This window comes from Erythrobacter sp. BLCC-B19, assembly GCF_028621955.1.
Lineage (GTDB): Bacteria > Pseudomonadota > Alphaproteobacteria > Sphingomonadales > Sphingomonadaceae > Erythrobacter.
Genome location: NZ_CP117516.1, coordinates 3,525,768 through 3,542,091, shown reverse-complemented (window position 1 = coordinate 3,542,091; position 16,324 = coordinate 3,525,768). Strand labels below are relative to the sequence as shown.

General features: G+C 64.7%; 18 protein-coding genes. 6 read left to right on the top strand and 12 right to left on the bottom strand.

Annotated features, from left to right (window positions below; genetic code table 11):
• Positions 1–71: 71 nt before the first annotated feature.
• The 4 genes from glmU (at position 72) to PS060_RS16650 (ending at position 3,002) form a co-directional block, all read left to right on the top strand.
• The gene (glmU, locus tag PS060_RS16665; protein WP_273984627.1) at positions 72–1,445 is read left to right on the top strand and encodes a bifunctional UDP-N-acetylglucosamine diphosphorylase/glucosamine-1-phosphate N-acetyltransferase GlmU; all 1,374 of its coding nucleotides are present in this window, start codon (positions 72–74) and stop codon (positions 1,443–1,445) included.
• Positions 1,446–1,447: 2 nt separating this feature from the next.
• Complete coding sequence (locus PS060_RS16660) at positions 1,448–2,041, top strand: hypothetical protein (RefSeq protein ID WP_273984626.1); 594 nt, start codon at positions 1,448–1,450, stop codon at positions 2,039–2,041.
• Positions 2,034–2,309 carry an HNH endonuclease gene (locus tag PS060_RS16655; RefSeq protein WP_273984625.1) on the top strand — a complete coding sequence of 92 codons (276 nt, stop codon included), beginning with the start codon at positions 2,034–2,036 and terminating at the stop codon, positions 2,307–2,309. The genes PS060_RS16660 and PS060_RS16655 overlap by 8 nt, the downstream gene beginning before the upstream one ends.
• A 96-nt stretch (positions 2,310–2,405) precedes the next feature.
• Positions 2,406–3,002: an SOUL family heme-binding protein gene (locus PS060_RS16650; protein ID WP_273984624.1), complete on the top strand. Its 597-nt coding sequence runs from the start codon at positions 2,406–2,408 to the stop codon at positions 3,000–3,002.
• Positions 3,003–3,012: 10 nt separating this feature from the next.
• Here the strand turns inward: PS060_RS16650 and PS060_RS16645 are convergent, their stop codons facing one another.
• The 9 genes from PS060_RS16645 to PS060_RS16605 all read right to left on the bottom strand — a co-directional run bounded on the left by PS060_RS16645 (position 3,013) and on the right by PS060_RS16605 (position 12,757).
• Positions 3,013–3,267 (bottom strand): DUF1153 domain-containing protein, encoded by a 255-nt coding sequence (locus PS060_RS16645; RefSeq protein ID WP_273984623.1) that lies wholly within the window; start codon positions 3,265–3,267, stop codon positions 3,013–3,015.
• A 250-nt stretch (positions 3,268–3,517) separates the two neighbouring features.
• Entirely contained in the window at positions 3,518–5,632 is a 2,115-nt protein-coding gene (locus PS060_RS16640) for a prolyl oligopeptidase family serine peptidase (RefSeq protein WP_273984622.1), read from the bottom strand.
• A 159-nt stretch (positions 5,633–5,791) separates the two neighbouring features.
• Positions 5,792–6,049 carry an ATP synthase F1 subunit epsilon gene (locus tag PS060_RS16635; RefSeq protein ID WP_273984621.1) on the bottom strand — a complete coding sequence of 86 codons (258 nt, stop codon included), beginning with the start codon at positions 6,047–6,049 and terminating at the stop codon, positions 5,792–5,794.
• 6 nt (positions 6,050–6,055) lie between these two features.
• Positions 6,056–7,510 (bottom strand): F0F1 ATP synthase subunit beta, encoded by a 1,455-nt coding sequence (gene atpD / locus PS060_RS16630; protein ID WP_273984620.1) that lies wholly within the window; start codon positions 7,508–7,510, stop codon positions 6,056–6,058.
• A 20-nt stretch (positions 7,511–7,530) separates the two neighbouring features.
• The gene (locus tag PS060_RS16625) at positions 7,531–8,400 is read right to left on the bottom strand and encodes a F0F1 ATP synthase subunit gamma (protein WP_273984619.1); all 870 of its coding nucleotides are present in this window, start codon (positions 8,398–8,400) and stop codon (positions 7,531–7,533) included.
• A gap of 12 nt (positions 8,401–8,412) precedes the next feature.
• Complete coding sequence (atpA, locus tag PS060_RS16620) at positions 8,413–9,942, bottom strand: F0F1 ATP synthase subunit alpha (protein ID WP_273984618.1); 1,530 nt, start codon at positions 9,940–9,942, stop codon at positions 8,413–8,415.
• An 11-nt stretch (positions 9,943–9,953) separates the two neighbouring features.
• Positions 9,954–10,508: a F0F1 ATP synthase subunit delta gene (locus PS060_RS16615; RefSeq protein ID WP_273984617.1), complete on the bottom strand. Its 555-nt coding sequence runs from the start codon at positions 10,506–10,508 to the stop codon at positions 9,954–9,956.
• A 171-nt stretch (positions 10,509–10,679) separates the two neighbouring features.
• Positions 10,680–11,216, bottom strand: a complete 537-nt coding sequence (locus tag PS060_RS16610; RefSeq protein ID WP_273984616.1) for a hypothetical protein — start codon at positions 11,214–11,216, stop codon at positions 10,680–10,682.
• On the bottom strand, positions 11,213–12,757 hold the full coding sequence (locus PS060_RS16605; RefSeq protein WP_273984615.1) for a trypsin-like peptidase domain-containing protein: 1,545 nt from the start codon (positions 12,755–12,757) through the stop codon (positions 11,213–11,215). Before PS060_RS16605 ends, PS060_RS16610 begins: the two co-directional genes overlap by 4 nt.
• 149 nt (positions 12,758–12,906) lie before the next feature.
• Here PS060_RS16605 and PS060_RS16600 point away from each other — a divergent pair, with 149 nt between their 5' ends.
• A complete protein-coding gene (locus PS060_RS16600) occupies positions 12,907–13,566 on the top strand; it encodes a hypothetical protein (RefSeq protein ID WP_273984614.1) in 660 nt (219 codons plus the stop codon).
• Between the two features lie 65 nt (positions 13,567–13,631).
• Positions 13,632–14,666: a bifunctional DNA-binding transcriptional regulator/O6-methylguanine-DNA methyltransferase Ada gene (ada, locus tag PS060_RS16595; protein WP_273984613.1), complete on the top strand. Its 1,035-nt coding sequence runs from the start codon at positions 13,632–13,634 to the stop codon at positions 14,664–14,666.
• 38 nt (positions 14,667–14,704) lie between these two features.
• Here ada and PS060_RS16590 read toward each other — a convergent pair whose 3' ends face one another.
• The 3 genes from PS060_RS16590 to PS060_RS16580 form a co-directional block, all read right to left on the bottom strand.
• Positions 14,705–15,346 carry a hypothetical protein gene (locus PS060_RS16590; protein ID WP_273984612.1) on the bottom strand — a complete coding sequence of 214 codons (642 nt, stop codon included), beginning with the start codon at positions 15,344–15,346 and terminating at the stop codon, positions 14,705–14,707.
• The gene (locus PS060_RS16585; RefSeq protein ID WP_273984611.1) at positions 15,343–15,567 is read right to left on the bottom strand and encodes a DUF2188 domain-containing protein; all 225 of its coding nucleotides are present in this window, start codon (positions 15,565–15,567) and stop codon (positions 15,343–15,345) included. The genes PS060_RS16590 and PS060_RS16585 overlap by 4 nt, the downstream gene beginning before the upstream one ends.
• 121 nt (positions 15,568–15,688) lie before the next feature.
• Positions 15,689–16,324 (bottom strand): glutathione S-transferase family protein, encoded by a 636-nt coding sequence (locus PS060_RS16580; RefSeq protein WP_273984610.1) that lies wholly within the window; start codon positions 16,322–16,324, stop codon positions 15,689–15,691.

The window sequence follows — 16,324 nt, the reverse complement described above, 5'->3', positions numbered from 1 at the left end:
GACGGGTGGCGGAAGGTTCTTCAAACCGCAAGCATTTGCTGGCAGGCGCGGGTGCGATTACAGGGGCAAGCATGACCGATACCACCACCTCTCCCTTCGCCGCCATCATCCTTGCTGCGGGCAAGGGCACCCGCATGAAGAGCGACACCCACAAGGTGCTGCACAAGATTGCCGGACATCCGATGCTCGATCACCTGATGGCGAGCGTGGCCGAGCTTGGGCCAGAGCGCACGGCGGTGGTGGTCGGCGCGGGCCGCGATCAGATCGAGGCCGCTGTGGGGAGCCGTGCGGTGACCTGCCTGCAGGAGCCGCAGCTCGGGACGGGCCACGCGGTGCAGCAGGCCGAGGGCGCCTTGGCGGGTTTCGCGGGCGATGTGCTGGTGCTCTATGGCGATGTGCCCTTCGTCAAGGCGGCGACAATGCGCGCCATGCTCGAACGGCTCCACGGGCCCGATGTCCCCGCAGTCGTCGTGCTCGGCTTCGAGCCCGAAGACCCGCTCGCCTATGGCCGGGTGATCGCCGATGATGCGGGCGCGATCGTCAAGATGGTCGAATACAAGGATGCGGACGAGGGCGAGCGGGCGTGCCACCTGTGCAATTCCGGCCTGCTGGCGGCGCGCGCCGGGGATCTGTTCGCACTGCTCGCCCGCGTCGGCAACGACAATGTGCAGGGCGAATATTATCTTCCCGACATCGTCAATATCGCCATCGCCGACGGCCGCCCCTGCGCGGTGATCGTGGCCGACAGTGCGGACGAAGTGGCGGGGATCAACAGCCGCGCCGAACTCGCCGCCGCTGAAGCGCGCTGGCAGGCGGCGCGCCGTCTCAAGGCGATGGATGAAGGCGCGACCCTGATCGCGCCTGACACGGTATTCTTCAGCCACGACACGGTGCTGGGCCGCGATGTCACGATTGAGCCAAACGTCTTCTTTGGCCCCGGCGTGCGCGTCGCCGACCATGTCCTGATCCGCGCCAACAGCCACATCGAGGGCGCTTCGCTGGCGAGCGGGGTCAAGGTCGGGCCGTTCGCGCGGCTAAGGCCCGGCACGGTGCTGGAGGAAGGCAGCTTCATCGGCAATTTCGTCGAAGTGAAGAACGCCACGCTTCACGCCGGGGCCAAGGCGAGCCACCTCACCTACCTGGGTGACGCGACCATCGGCGCAGGCGCCAATATCGGCGCAGGGACCATCACCTGCAATTATGACGGCTATTTCAAATACAAGACCGTGATCGGCGAGCGCGCCTTCATCGGCTCCAACTCGGCATTGGTCGCGCCCGTGACCATCGGCGCGGATGCGATCGTCGCGGCAGGCTCCACCGTCAGCCGCGATGTCGCCCCCGGCGAACTGCGCATGGTGCGCGCCGAACAGCTGGTGAAGGACGGCTGGGCCGACCGCTTCCATGATACAATGAAGAAGAAGAAGGCGGCGGAGAAGAAGGGGTGAGGGTGCGGGCGCTCGGCCTGACGGCCTTCGCGCTTCTGGCGGGGTGCCAGGGGCAACCGGCTGGTGAGGCTGGTGCGAGTGAAGCGGAGATCGCTCCGTTTTCATCTGCCACAACAGCGGACCCCACAGCGGCTCCCGCAAAGGCCAGCGCCAAACTTGCCTGCGCCGCCGACGAAACGCCCGTTTTTGCCTGCAAACTCAAGGACGGCAAGCGGGTTGCCGTGTGCGGCGTGAGCGAGTGGCATGGACGATACCGCTTTGGCCGCGACACGGCCGAGCTTGAGCTGAACGGCGGCAGCTACGCCTACACGATGTATTCCGGCGGCGGCGAGGGCCAGATCGCCTTCGACAATGGTGATACGCGTTACATTGTTTTCAGCCGTATGGTCCGCACCGGTTTCGACGAGAATGGCAACCGCCCCGCAATCAGCGACGGGATCGTGATCGAGCGGGCAGGCAAGTTCGTTGACATCAAGCTGTGCGAAGATCCTGATATGATCCCCCTCCGGAACGAGGCTGCAAACGCCATCTGGGAGGATGAGCGCGAGCTTTTCACTGAAGAAACCATCAGAGCGGACCCTCCCGGCAATGAGTGACGAACCCCAAACCCTCACCTGCTGGCTGTGCGGGCGTCCCCTGGGCGACATCGTCCAGTGGCATCACCCGACCCCCAAGTCCAAGAAGGGCAAGGTGAAGGTGCCGATCCACCCGATCTGCCACAAGACCATCCACGCCAACTTCACCAATAATGAGCTGGCGCGCATCGGCGAGGATGCGGACACGATCCGCGCAAACCCCGCGATTGCCAAATTCGTCGCCTGGATCGCCAACAAGCCCGCCGATTTCGACGCGCCCACGCGCTAGAGCGATACGACAGAGCGCCGCATCGTTCCGACGAATGCGGGAACCTTGCGGCGGCTGGCTCACTGATCAGGCAGGAACCCGATCAGGAGCACCCCGATGAAAGCTGCACGTTGGATCGCCGCCGGAGCAGGCCTCGCCGTTGTCGGCGCGGCGGCTGCCTATGCCCAGTATCGCCAGACCGAGCAGCCCGATTTCGCGCTGGTGCAGGCCGAGGGCGATTTCGAACTGCGCGATTACCCCGCGCTGGTGGTCGCCGAAGTCACCCACACCGGCAGCCGCGAAGGCGCTAGCGGTGCGAGCTTCCGCCGCCTTGCCGCCTATATCTTCGCACAGGATCGCCCCGCGGGCGGCGAGAAGATCGCCATGACCGCGCCGGTCTTGCAGGACGAGACCCAGCCCGGCGAATGGCGGATGCGGTTTGTGATGCCCGCAAAGTACACGCTCGAAACGCTACCGCCCGCGCCTTCGGACATTACGCTCACGCAGATGCCCGCGCGGCGGATGGCGGCGGTGCGGTTTGCCGGCAACGGAGCCGCGCGCGATCTCGCGCTGATGGAAGCACGGCTGCGCGACTGGATGCGTGAAGCGGGCCTGATGCCAGCGGGCGAGGCTGAATTTGCCTTCTACGACGCGCCGATGGTGCCCGGCCCACTGCGCCGCAACGAGGTGCTGATCCCCGTCGCGGCAAAGTGAGGCCAGCGCCTCACGCGTCCTGCATCCCGGCCCTTGCGCCTTCGCTGTCGCCTGCGCTTGCAAGGTAGTCAGCCTCCCACTGCTCGAACTCGCTGCGGCTCAGCAGGTAGCGTTCGCGCGCCTCGTGGAAGCTGATCGCCTTGTCGTGGACGGCGCGCACGACCTCGTCCTTGCGGGCTTTCGACCAGTGGACACGGTGGGTCTTGGGCAGGGCGTAATAGCTCTTGATCGCATCGGCGATCGACACGTTTCTGGGGTAGGCCATCGGATGTGCTCCTCGTCGCTGTTCGTCATCGCCCCCGATGGGCCGAGTGTTGACGGGGAGGCCTAACGAGACCTTGCCAGACAGGGTTAACAGAGCGTTGTTGAAACGCACCGTGCGCGGGGTGCGACGAGTTGAGGGCAAAGTGTCGGCTTGTTTTACAGGCAGTTGGATTACCCGCGACAGACTAACGCAAAAAGGGGGCGGCACCGCGCCGGCGCCGCCCCCTTTCGGATGACACGGAAGGGCGGGATTACTCGCCTGCGGCCGGGGTCGGGCCCATCAGCCGCTGCATCAGGTAGATGAATTGCAGCGCCTGAAGCTTGGCGCGCTGATCATTGTCGACCCCGCCCGAATGGCCACCGGTGGTGTCCTCGAAGTAGTAATAGGGCTGGCCGAGCTCCTTCAGCTTGGCCGCACCCTTGCGCGCGTGGGCGGGGTGGGTACGGTCGTCCGCGGTCGAGGCCCAAAGGAACGGCGCGGGGTAATCGACGCCCGCGACGATCTTCTGATAGGGCGAATAGCCTTCGATCCAGGCGCGCTGTTCGGGGATGCGCGGGTCGCCATATTCGCCGATCCACGAAGCCCCGCGCCCGATCAGGTGATAGCGCAGCATATCGAACAGCGGGATCTGCACGATCGCCGCATTGAGCAGGTCGGGCCGCTGAGTGAAGAAGGTGCCGACCAGCAACCCGCCTTGCGATCCGCCCTGGATGCCGAGATGCTCAGGCGAGGTGAAGCCGCGCTTCACCAGATCCTCGCCCACCGCGATGAAATCGTCCCAGGTGCGCTGCTTGTTCTCGCGGATCGCGGTCTGGTGCCATTGCGGGCCGAATTCGCCCCCGCCGCGCAGGTTGGCGAGCACATAGGCCCCGCCGTTCTCGACCCACAGCTTGCCGGTCGAGCCGAGATAGGCGGGCAGACGCGGCACCTGGAACCCGCCATAGCCGGTCAGCAGCGTCGCGGTGGAGCCATCGGCCTTCATCCCCTTGGGCTTGACGATGAAGTAGGGGATCTTGGTCCCGTCCTTGCTCGTCGCCTCGTGCTGTTCGACCTCCATCCCGGCGGGGTCGAAATAGGCCGGGCTGGTCTTGAGCACCGCCGGGGGCGCGGTGCCATCGGTGTAATAGAGCGTGGTCGGCTCAAGGAAACCGCTCACGGTGTACATGATCTGGTCGGTCTCGTCCGACGAGGCGGCGATCCCGAGCGTCGCATTGTCGGGCAAGGGCACGGGCTTCGATACCCACTTGCCACCCTCGAAATTGAACTGCAGCACCTTGCCCACGACATTGTCGAGCAGCGCCACGAACAGCGACGAACCGGTGACAGCGCCGCCCTGCTTGGTCTGGCGCTCACCCGGCGCCCACACCAGCGTCTTCTTCGCGCCGTTGGGGTTGGCCTTCCATTCTTCGAGATTGACCGCGATCAGGCTGTCGGCTGGGAAGGTCTGGCCATCGGTGGCCCAGTCCTCATCGGTCGAGATCAGCAGGTGGCCATCGACGATACCATAGAGCCCGGCCTTCTTGGGGATGTCGAGCTCCAGCCACTTTCCGTCCTTCCAGACGTAATTGAGGCTCTCGTGGAAGCTGATCCCGCGGAAGGCGGTGCGGGCGTGGATCGTGCCCTTATTGTCGCGCAGCAGGGTTGCGCCCGCCCATACGTCAGAAGGCTCGCCGCGGAAGATTTCCTCGGCTGCGGTGATCGGTGTCCCGCGCTTCCAGACGCGGCTGGTGAAAGGATATTCGCTTTCGGTGAGGGTGCCCTCGCCAAAGCTGCGGCCGACCAGCAGCGTGTCCGCGTCGATCCATTGCACGCCGCCCTGGCTCTTCTGGTCGAGCACGAAGCCGCCTTCGACGAAGGCCTTGGTGGCCATGTCGAACTCGCGCATGATGGTGGCATCCTCGCCCCCGTCGGACAGCGCGATCATGCACTTGTTCTGCGCCGGCGGCAGGCAGGTCGAGCCCTGATAGACCCACTCCTTGCCTTCGGCCTTGGCGAGTGCATCGACATCCAGCACCACCTCCCATTCGGGCGCATCGGTGCGGTAGCTTTCGAGGCTAGTGCGGCGCAGCACGCCCTTGGGGTTCGCCTTGTCCTGCCAGAAATTGTAGAGCCCATCGGGGCGGAAGCTGACGAAGGGGATGCGGTCGTTGCTGTCGAAGATCGCCAGCGCATCGGCCTTGAGCTTGGCATAGCGCGGATCGGCTTCGAAGGCGGCGAGGGTGCGGGCGTTCTCCTTGGCGACCCAGTCCAGGGCCTCAGGGCTGCGGGCTTCCTCAAGCCAGATATAGGGGTCCTGCGCGGGGCCGGGGACACCGTCTGCCGGGGTTTCCTGCGCGCTTGCGCCAGTGGTGCTTGCGATGCTCATTGCGAGTGCCAGTGCGAAAGTGGAGACAAGTTTCAAGCGTCCTCTCCTCGGGAAATGCTGCGGCCCGTTGTGCCGAGGGACAGGCGCAAAGTGAAGGGGATAAACGGAAAAGGGCGGACCAATCGGCCCGCCCTCTTGCGTCAGTTCCGGTGGGGCCGATCAGCTCTCGACGTGTTCGGCAAGGACGGTGAGGCCCTTCTCGTTCACCTCGGCAAAGCCGCCGCGCACCTGAATGATTTCCGGCGCGGCATTGGCGCTGGCGAAGATCTGCACCGCACCATCGCGGATCGTGCTCATGAAGGGCGCGTGGCCTTCGAGCACGCCGAATTCGCCCTCGGTGCCGGGGACGACCACCATGTGGACGTCCTCGGAACGGACGAGCTTGGCAGGGGTGACGAGTTCGAAGTGGAGGGGCATGATGCCTTACGCCTCTTCGGCCAGCTTCTTGGCCTTTTCGACCGCCTGATCAATCCCGCCGACCATGTAGAAGGCGCTTTCGGGCAGGTGGTCATATTCGCCGTCCACAACCGCCTTGAAGCTCTTCACGGTGTCTTCGATCTGGACGAACACGCCCGGGATGTTGGTGAAGACTTCTGCGACGTGGAAGGGCTGGCTGAGGAACTTCTGGATCTTGCGCGCGCGGGCGACGGTCAGCTTGTCCTCTTCCGACAGCTCGTCCATCCCGAGGATCGCGATGATGTCCTGCAGGCTCTTGTACTTCTGCAGGATTTCCTGAACGCGGCGGGCGGTTTCGTAGTGCTCGGCACCGACGACGCGGGGTTCGAGAACGCGGCTGGTCGAGTCCAGCGGGTCGACCGCCGGGTAGATGCCGAGTTCCGAAATCGCACGGCTGAGGGTGGTGGTCGCGTCAAGGTGCGCGAACGAGGTCGCAGGCGCCGGGTCGGTCAAGTCGTCCGCGGGCACGTAGATCGCCTGGACCGAGGTGATCGAGCCCTTGGTGGTCGAGGTGATGCGCTCTTGCAGCTTGCCCATGTCGGTCGCCAGCGTCGGCTGATAGCCCACCGCCGAGGGAATGCGGCCGAGCAGCGCCGACACTTCCGAACCCGCCTGGGTGAAGCGGAAGATGTTGTCGACGAAGAACAGCACGTCCTGGCCTTCGACGTCGCGGAAATATTCCGCCATGGTCAGGCCAGACAGGGCGACGCGCGCACGGGCGCCCGGGGGCTCGTTCATCTGGCCGAACACGAGCGCCACCTTGGAGCCTTCCGAGGTCGCATTGCCCTCGGCGTCCTTGGCGATAACGCCCGCGTCGAGGAATTCGTGGTAGAGGTCGTTCCCTTCGCGGGTGCGCTCACCCACGCCGGCGAACACCGACACGCCGCCGTGGCCCTTGGCGATGTTGTTGATGAGTTCCTGGATCAGCACGGTCTTGCCGACGCCCGCGCCGCCGAACAGGCCGATCTTGCCGCCCTTGGCGTAGGGGGCGAGGAGGTCGATCACCTTGATGCCGGTGACAAGGATCGCCGCTTCGGTCGACTGGTCGATGAAGGCCGGAGCCTCGGCGTGGATCGGGGCGGTGGTTTCCGCGCCGATGGGGCCGCGTTCGTCGATCGCTTCGCCGACGACGTTCATGATGCGGCCGAGCACCTTCGGACCGACCGGCACCGAGATCTGCGCGCCGGTGTTCACGACTTCGCTGCCGCGGGTCAGGCCCTCGGTCGCGTCCATCGCGATGGTGCGCACGGTGTTCTCGCCAAGGTGCTGGGCGACTTCGAGCACCAGCGTCTTGTCGCCGTTCTTGGTTTCGAGCGCGGTGAGGATCGGCGGCAGCTCGCCTTCGAACTGCACGTCGACGACGGCGCCGATGACCTGCGAGATCGTGCCGTTGGTGGTCTGGTTGAGAGCGGCGGTGGCCATTTTTCGTTCCTAGCCTTCGTTTAGAGCGCTTCAGCGCCCGCGATAATTTCGATGAGTTCGGTGGTGATCGCGGCCTGACGGCTGCGGTTGTACTGGATGGTCAGCTTCTGGATCAGCTCGCCCGCGTTGCGCGTGGCGTTGTCCATTGCGGTCATCGAGGCGCCCTGTTCCGAAGCCTCACGCTCAAGCAGCGCGCCGAACAGCTGGGTGCGCAGGTAGCGCGGCAGCAGTTCTTCGAGGATTTCCTCCTCGCTCGGCTCGTATTCGACCACGGCATCGGCGGCGACCGCTTCAGCAGGGGCAGGGACGGGGATCAGCTGACGGACGGTCGGATCCTGCGCCAGCGCCGACTTGAAGGTCGGATAGATCAGGTGCGCGACATCGAAGGCGCCGCTGTCGAACATCGCGATCAGTTCATCAGCGATGGCTCCGGCCTCGTCAAAGCCCGGGGTCTTGACGTTGCTGGTGTCAAACCCTGCGCCGATCAGCGAGGGGAATTCGCGCTTCAGCGGCGCGCGGCCCTTCTTGCCGACGAGGTAGAATTCGACGGTCTTGCCAGCGGCTTGCAGTTCCTTCGCCTTGGCCTTGGCGGCCTTGACGAGGTTCGAGTTCAGACCGCCGCACAGCCCCTTGTCGGTGTTGACCACCACGAGGAGGTGCTTCTGATCCGCGCCGGTGCCGGCCAGCAGCTTGGGCGCGGCCGAGCCGGACACCTTGCTCGCCAGCGATGCCATCACCGCACTGAGGCGCGAGGCATAGGGCCGCGCCGCCTCGGCCGCAGCCTGGGCACGGCGCAGCTTGGCCGCCGCGACCATCTGCTTGGCCTTGGTGATCTTCTGGGTCGACTTGACCGAGTTGATCCGGCCCTTGAGTTCCTTGAGTGAGGGCACTGCGGGGCGTCCTTAAGCGAACTGCTTGCCGAAGGCTTCGAGCGCGGCCTTGGTCTTGTCGGCGACTTCGCCTTCGAACTTCTTCGAGGTGCGGATCTCGGCCAGCACGTCGCCGTGTTCGCGGCGCATGAAGTCGAGCATCTGCGCTTCGTATTCGTTCACGCGGTTCACCGGGATCGAATCGAGGAAGCCGTTGGTGCCGGCGTAGATCGACACGGTCTGCTCTTCGAACGGCATCGGCGAGAACTGCTTCTGCTTCAGCAGCTCGGTCAGGCGCGCACCGCGGTTGAGCAGCTTCTGGGTCGCGGCGTCGAGGTCCGAGCCGAACTGCGCGAAGGCCGCCATTTCGCGGTACTGCGCAAGGTCGAGCTTCATCGAGCCCGAAACCTTCTTCATCGCCTTGGTCTGGGCAGCACCGCCGACGCGGCTCACCGAGAGACCGACGTTAATGGCGGGGCGGATACCCTGATAGAACAGGCCGGTTTCGAGGAAGATCTGGCCGTCGGTGATCGAGATCACGTTGGTCGGGATGTAGGCCGACACGTCGCCCGCCTGGGTTTCGATGATCGGCAGCGCGGTCAGCGAGCCGTGGCCGTTTTCCTCGTTCATCTTCGCCGCACGCTCGAGCAGGCGGCTGTGGAGGTAGAACACGTCACCCGGATAGGCTTCGCGGCCCGGAGGACGACGCAGCAGCAGCGACATCTGGCGGTAGGCGACGGCCTGCTTCGAAAGGTCGTCATAAACGATCACGGCGTGCATACCGTTGTCGCGGAAGAACTCACCCATCGCGCAGCCGGTGTAGGGCGCGAGGTACTGCAGCGGGGCGGGCTCAGAAGCGGTCGCGGCGACGACGATCGAATATTCCATCGCGCCGTTTTCTTCGAGCTGCTTGACGATCTGGGCAACGGTCGAACGCTTCTGGCCGACCGCGACATAGACGCAGTAAAGCTTCTTCTTCTCGTCGTCGCCCGCGTTGGCTTCCTTCTGGTTGATGAAGGTGTCGATCGCGACGGCGGTCTTCCCGGTCTGGCGGTCACCGATGATCAGCTCCCGCTGGCCGCGGCCGACGGGGACGAGGGCGTCAATCGCCTTGAGGCCGGTCTGGACGGGTTCCGAGACGGATTCGCGCGGGATGATGCCCGGCGCCTTCACTTCGACGCGGCTGCGCTTTTCAGCGACGATCGGGCCCTTGCCGTCGATCGGGTTGCCGAGCGCATCGACCACGCGGCCGAGCAGGCCCTTGCCGACCGGCACGTCGACGATGGTGCCGGTGCGCTTGACGACATCGCCTTCCTTGATCTCGCTGTCCGAGCCGAAGATCACGACGCCGACATTGTCAGCTTCGAGGTTCAGGGCCATGCCCTGCACCCCGTTGGCGAATTCCACCATCTCGCCGGCCTGCACCTTGTCGAGGCCGTGGATGCGGGCGATCCCGTCACCCACCGACAGCACGGTGCCGGTTTCGCTGACTTCGGCCTCGGTGCCGAAATTGGCGATCTGGTCCTTGATGACCTTCGAGATTTCTGCGGCGCGGATTTCCATTATCGTGTCCTTTAAGCCTGCATGGCCTTGGCGAGCGAGTTGAGACGGGTGCGGATCGAGGCATCAATGCGCTGCGATCCGATGGTGACGACGAGGCCGCCGAGCAGGTCGGGATCGACCGCGGCGGTGAGCATGACGGTGCGGCCTTCGCGCGCGGTCAGCTTGGTCTTGAGGGCGGCGATCTGATCGTCGCTCAGCGGATGCGCGCTGGTGACGGTCGCGGTGACTTCACCGCGCTGCGCGGCGGCAATCGCCTTGAAGGCCGAAATGATGCCCGGCATCTTTGCAAGGCGGCGGTTGGCCGCGAGCACGCCGAGGAAGTTGGTGGTGAGGGCCGAAAGCTTCAGCTTCTTCGCCACCGCCGCCATCGCTGCGCCTTGGGCGCTGCGGGCGAGTTCGGGGTTGGTGGTGAGCGCAGCCAGATCGGCCGATTCGGCCAGCGCAGCGCCCAGCGTCTCGAGATCCTTCTCGACCGCGGTCACCTTGCCATTCTCGGCAGCCAGATCGAACAGGGCCGAGGCATAGCGTCCAGCCAGGCTAGCCTTGATACCGGCGGAAATATCCACGCGCGTCTCGTCCTCTCGGAATACTCGTAAGGGGTCTTGCTTGGGCTTTGGGGTCGGAGCGCGCACAAGGGCACCCCGTCAAAGTTGGCGCGCGCCTAGCAATTGATTCCGGTTCCTGCAAGCCGTCGGGGGCAGTAATTGTGCAAGTGCGAATTGAGGGCGGGCCAGTGGCTATCCCGCGCAGCCTCCCGATGGGGCGCTGGCGGTGACTGTCTCGCCGCGTTTGATGCGCTCGAGAATGGCGTCGAAGGCGGCATTGGCCCGGTCGTTGGCGCGGCGCTGTGCGGCCTCGTCGAGGGTTTCGAAATCGCCCTCGGCCTTCCACGCCGCGCTATAGGCGGCCTCAACCGCCTGCGCCTCGCCTTCGGTGCAGATTCCGTTGCCGTAGCCGGTGACAATGCATTCCTCGCCCGCAGCAGTGGTGATGCAATCGAGTTCGGTCGAGATGGGAGCGCACATCGTTGCGACACTGCTGACGTTGTAATCTGCGATGGCCGCCTTGTAGTCCTGCCAGCAGGCGGCTTCCGCTGCCTCGCCCTTTTCGCGGGTGCAGCGGCAGGCCGAGGTGGCGAGGGTCTGCAATTGGGCAACGTCCGTCCGCGCCGCTTCGGTCCAGTGCCAGTCGAGATAGCGCAGCGCCATGCGCCCGCCCGCCAGCACAAGAATCGCCCCCGCGATCAGCGCCAGCCATGTCTTGCGGCGGCTCATTTTGCGCCGGCTGCCTTGGCGGTGCAGCTATAGACCAGCCGCTCGTTGGGCCGTTCGGGCAGCTTGGCGATCAGTGCCGACTGCTGTTCGCCCAGCGTGCGCGCCCCGTCGCTGACTCCGCAGGCAGGCGGCGTGTAGGCCGCGCGGGCCTCACGCGCGGCGGCGAGCGCCTCCTGCCCCAACAGGTAACGGTCGGTGCGCAGGGTGCGGGTATCGGGGTCATAGGTGTTGACTGCGACAGCCTCGTCTTCCTTGGCGGCGAACACGCGTTGCCATTCCCCGCCCTGACCGAGACCATATTGGGTGCGCCCGTTGACGCAGCCATCGGCCTGCCATTGGAAGGCGACATCATCGGTGCGGGCGCTGGTCACGCGGCTGCGATCAGGGACGAGGGTGCAGATCAGCGCGCCTTCGGCAGCAGCGTCGGCGGCGGCAGGGGCAGAGCCGTCCGTCTCGCCCCCTTGCGCCTTGGTGACCGCGGCGGCGACCCGGTCTTCGATTTCGGCAAGCCCCGGACGGGTGATCCACAGCAGCACCGCCCCCAGCAGCGCGGCGGCGGAGCCTGCGGCGGCGAGGCGGACGTGGGTGCGGCGCGCCTCGTCCCCGCGCCACACCAGCGCGGCATAGCCTGCGCCGATCGCAGCAAGCAGCGCGATCAGCGCGGCGGCCATGCGGTTCTCGCGCTGCCCCAGCACCTCCATCTGCGCCGCAAGCCGCGCCTTCTCGCGCACCTCGCGCAATTCCTCGGCGCGCTGCGCCATCCGCTCGCGCGCTTCGGACTGTTCCGCCTCAAGCCGCTGGCGTTCCTCGGCATTAAGCTCGTCGATCGAGCGGCAGGGCAGCGCATTGGTGACCGGCTCGACCCCGTTATTGCGCAGGAACGGGCCGAGTTCGCGCAAGGACACCGCGAAGTAGAACTCCGCATCCCCGCTCGCCGAATCCGCGCTGAACGAGTTGACCCCAATCACCCGCCCGCACGGATCGAGCAGCGGCCCGCCCGAATTGCCCCGCGCGATGGGCGCGGTGTGGAGGATCGTGTCGAACTGGCGGCTGGGCCGCTCCCCCGATAAGAATCCACGCGATTTGACCGGCGGCTGGGCGCGGAAAATATCCGCCATATCAAGCCCCTGCGCCAGATCGACATTCATCGGATAGCCGACCGCCGAAACCTCGCCGAGTTTCGAATCGATGCTGCCCGCCAGCGCCAGCGGAGGCAGGCGCAGGGAGCCTTGCGCAATCTCCAGCAGCGCCAGATCGTTCTTGGGCGAGATCGCCACCACCCGCGCAAAGGCACCGCCTGCGCCTTCGGGCGGGACGATGCCGATGCGCAAGGTATCGTCCTGCGCGGCCTCGGCGACGACATGGGCGTTCGTGACGATGCGGGTGGGCGAGACGGCAAAGCCGGTGCCGTGGCTGACGGGCGTGGGCTGGTCGTTCTCCTCGCCGATGATCACCACCCGCACCACGCCGCGCGAGGCGGCCTCAACGTCGCCCGGATCGGCGGCGAGCGGGCCTGTGCGCACAAGGCCTGCCAGCATCATGCCCGCCAACAAAAGCGCCGCGATCAGCCGGGGCAAGGGGAATGACCGGGGGCGGGAGCCATGCATCGCGAGAAAATCCTTGATCCGGCAGCAATAGCTGCAATGCCTGCCGTAAACCCATGATCTACCCAATGCACACGGGGGCAGCAATGATTGGCATTCGTTATGTGACACTGGCCTTGGCGGCGCTCGCGCTGGTGCCCGGCATGGCCGCGGCCCAAGGTGCGGCGCAGCACCGTTTCTCGGTCGGCGGCAAGGCCTTCACCGTGCCTGTCCCGCAGGGCTATTGCCTGCCTTCTGGCGCTACCGTGGCCCTGGCCGAGAGGTCGGCGGCGCTCGATTCGATGAACCTCACCCACGCCGATCTCGAACGCTGCGGCACCTTTGGCGAGGACTATGTCCACATCAAATCGCCGCGCGAGGCGATGCCTGTCGATATGCCGCGCGCAGATTTCCTCGCGCTGATCGCGCGTGAGCTCCAGACCGCCAATGGCCAGCAGCTCGTCGATGATGCGCTTGATGATGCCGCGCGCGAAGTCGCCGAAGGTACCGGAAACACCGTCAAGCTCACCAACACCGTGCCCCGCTACATCGGGCAGGATGATATGTGCGTCTACATGGCCTTGCGCGGCGACGTGGTGGGCCAGAACGGCACCATCAAGATCAGCGGCTTGATCTGCATGACCGTGATCGAAGGCCAGTTCATCAACGTCAACGCCTATGCGGTCGAAGGCATGGGCGTGACCGATGCCGAACTCAAGGCCCGGACGCGGACCATCGCCGCCTCGATCGCCCCGGCCGGCGCCTGATCGCCCGACATTGAGCGCAAACCAGAGGGGTGCGCGCATCACCGGGGTGTGGCAAATTGTTTCACGTGAAACATTTTGAGAACATCTCCGATGATGCCCGCTGGCAGGCGGTGCTGGACAAGGATCGCCGGTTCGACGGCGCCTTTGTCACCGGCGTTCATTCGACCGGGATCTATTGCCGCCCTTCGTGCCCGGCGCGGGCGCCATTGCGCAGGAATGTGCGGTTCTATCCCAGCGCACAGGCGGCGGCAAAAGCCGGTTTGCGGGCGTGCAAACGCTGCTCGCCCAACACACAAAGCGCCGAGGAGGCCTGCGTGCTCGCCGCGATGGCCGCGATCCGCGAGCAGGGGGCGATGACGCTGGACCAGCTGGCCGACCTCACCGGCTACACCCCCACGCATTTCCAGCGCCTGTTCAAACGCACCGTCGGCCTCTCGCCTGCCGCCTTTGCCAAGGCCTTGCGCGAGGATCGGGTGCGCGCGGCGCTCAGCGCGGGTCTGAACGTGACCGAAGCGCTGTCAAAGGCGGGCTTTGACGCGCCCAAAACCTTCTACACGGCAACACGAGGCAAATTGGGCATGACAGCGAGCGAGTGGCGCAAGGGCGGGGCGGGCAAGCAGGTGCATTGGACGGTGCTGGCGACCTCGCTCGGTGACATGCTGGTAGCCGCGACCGACAAGGGTGTGTGCTGTCTTGCCTTCGGGGAGGGCGAGGCCGAGTTGCAGGCACGGTTCCCGCGCGCCGAACTGGTGCCCGCCGGCGAGGACTTCCGCGCTCTGTTCGCGCAGGTTGTGGCGGCGGTCGAGCAACCGGGGCCGGGCAGCGCCGCGATCCCGCTCGACGTCCACGGCACCGCGTTCCAGCAGCGGGTGTGGGAGGAGTTGCGCCGCATCCCGGCAGGCGAGACGCGGTCTTATGGCGAACTGGCGGCGGCTTTGGGCAACCCCAAGGCCAGCCGCGCGGTCGGCGGGGCGAACGGGGCTAACCATGTCGCGGTGCTGATCCCCTGCCACCGCGTGATCGCGGCGGACGGCACGCTGGGGGGCTATGCCTATGGGCTTGAGATCAAGGCGGAGTTGCTGCGGCGCGAAGGGGTGTGAGGGGATAGTGCATTTTGCATCTTGCAGTTAACTCAAGCCTACAGCCATTCGGCTGGCTTTCCTGCCGAATGCCACTCCTGCATCGCTAGGATCATATTGATCGTGGGGTATTCGAGAATGTCATTTTCAGTCGCGCCCCTCGATAGCTCGCGCTCCCAATACCATTCCTGAAATGTCGCGTAATCAGTTTCGATTTGCGCCGCGCCAATCGGGTAAGAGCCTTCCTGCCTCACGAGCCAATTGCGAACCTTTCGGATCAATTTCAAGTAATCTCCGTCGTGGGACTCAATATCCCAACCCGCAATATCCGAAAGGCATTTCTGATAGTCATACTTAGAGTTTTCAAGGATCAGTATGCGTTTGGTGCTTAAGGGACCTACCCCAAATCGGGCGCAACTGTGATCTATTCCCAATTCGAAAGGCATATTCATCCGCGCGTACTCGCCCGCGGTCGAGGCTTTGCAGCGACTTAAGTCATGAATGCCGAATTTTGACTTGGCCACAAGTTCAATTATCCGATCTAATCGGTTTGCAGCATTGTCAGAGTTTTCTGGCGCAAGCCTTGGGATAAAGCCAATATCTACGACGCAGAACGCGAGTGCCTGTAGCATTGGGGCAAAGCTTGCATCGAACGGGCAGTTGATGAAAACTGAACGCTCGAATGCAGGTGCCTCGTTCATCCTTTTGGCGGGTGAGAGTCATTGCCAAAAGAACTTCGTTCGCGGATGCGTCCGTCGCGTCCATGAACATAGAGTTCCGTCTTTTGGTTACGTGCAATGCGCTTTGCTGCGTCAATCGCTTCTTGTTGTGTAGGATGTGTGCTTGACGCCTTTGACGACCCGGCACGCCGAACCTTCCATCCGTCCGCCGACGGTACCACGTGCTGACCAGGCTTAGCCATTTCAATAATTCTCCTAGCAAGTGGAGAATATGGCAGAGCAGGGCCCCAGCGCAATAGGCGCGGTTCGATGCATTTGGTGCTTTTTCTGCTTAAACCTATGAATGGCGGGACAATTGCCCCCTCAATCCAGCTTGGGCGGCATCCCCGGTTCGCACTTGGCCATAGCGCGCTGGTACGCTGGGCGTTCGCCGATGCGCTTCAGATAGGCCTTCAGGTTGGGCAGGTGATCGATGCTCATGCCGCTCATCGCGCGGCTGGTGGTGAGCTGGAAGCCCATCATGATGTCCGCCGTGGTCAGCTGCGATCCGCCGAAATAGTCCGCTTCGCCCAGCCGCTTCTCGACGATCGCCCAGCCTTTCTGCACCCGGTCGGCGACGAAGGGGGGCAGTTCGCTTGCACCCATGAACTGCGCCACCAGCGCCATCATGCCGTTGGTCATGAAGGTCGCGTTGGCCCAGTGGTAGTAGAACAGGTGATCGGCAAAGTCCGGATGGTCCACGCCCGGCACCAGCGCCGTATCGGGGGCATACTTGGCGATGATATAGTCCATGATCGCGCCGCTCTCGCCCAGCACCAGATCGCCGTCGGTAATGACGGGGGCAATGCCCATCGGGTGCAGCGCCTTGTATTCATCAGGCGCGAGGCGGTTGTCGGTGCGGCGGGTGTAGAGCTTGCAATCATATTCCAGCCCCAGCTCCTCGGCGAGCCAGACGATGCGTTCGGATTGCGACAGGCGCAGGTGGTGGATGGTCAGCAT

Bases quoted from the DNA above. Each gene is read 5' to 3' on its own strand.
- PS060_RS16590 (WP_273984612.1), bottom strand. From the start codon at position 15,346: ATGAACGAGGCACCTGCATTCGAGCGTTCAGTTTTCATCAACTGCCCG.
- PS060_RS16645 (WP_273984623.1), bottom strand. From the start codon at position 3,267: ATGGCCTACCCCAGAAACGTGTCGATCGCCGATGCGATCAAGAGCTAT.
- atpD (WP_273984620.1), bottom strand. From the start codon at position 7,510: ATGGCCACCGCCGCTCTCAACCAGACCACCAACGGCACGATCTCGCAG.
- PS060_RS16640 (WP_273984622.1), bottom strand. From the start codon at position 5,632: ATGAGCATCGCAAGCACCACTGGCGCAAGCGCGCAGGAAACCCCGGCA.
- PS060_RS16600 (WP_273984614.1), top strand. From the start codon at position 12,907: ATGATTGGCATTCGTTATGTGACACTGGCCTTGGCGGCGCTCGCGCTG.
- PS060_RS16655 (WP_273984625.1), top strand. From the start codon at position 2,034: ATGAGTGACGAACCCCAAACCCTCACCTGCTGGCTGTGCGGGCGTCCC.
- atpA (WP_273984618.1), bottom strand. From the start codon at position 9,942: ATGGAAATCCGCGCCGCAGAAATCTCGAAGGTCATCAAGGACCAGATC.
- PS060_RS16610 (WP_273984616.1), bottom strand. From the start codon at position 11,216: ATGAGCCGCCGCAAGACATGGCTGGCGCTGATCGCGGGGGCGATTCTT.
- PS060_RS16585 (WP_273984611.1), bottom strand. From the start codon at position 15,567: ATGGCTAAGCCTGGTCAGCACGTGGTACCGTCGGCGGACGGATGGAAG.
- PS060_RS16605 (WP_273984615.1), bottom strand. From the start codon at position 12,757: ATGATGCTGGCAGGCCTTGTGCGCACAGGCCCGCTCGCCGCCGATCCG.
- glmU (WP_273984627.1), top strand. From the start codon at position 72: ATGACCGATACCACCACCTCTCCCTTCGCCGCCATCATCCTTGCTGCG.
- PS060_RS16635 (WP_273984621.1), bottom strand. From the start codon at position 6,049: ATGCCCCTCCACTTCGAACTCGTCACCCCTGCCAAGCTCGTCCGTTCC.
- PS060_RS16580 (WP_273984610.1), bottom strand. From the start codon at position 16,324: ATGCTGACCATCCACCACCTGCGCCTGTCGCAATCCGAACGCATCGTC.
- PS060_RS16650 (WP_273984624.1), top strand. From the start codon at position 2,406: ATGAAAGCTGCACGTTGGATCGCCGCCGGAGCAGGCCTCGCCGTTGTC.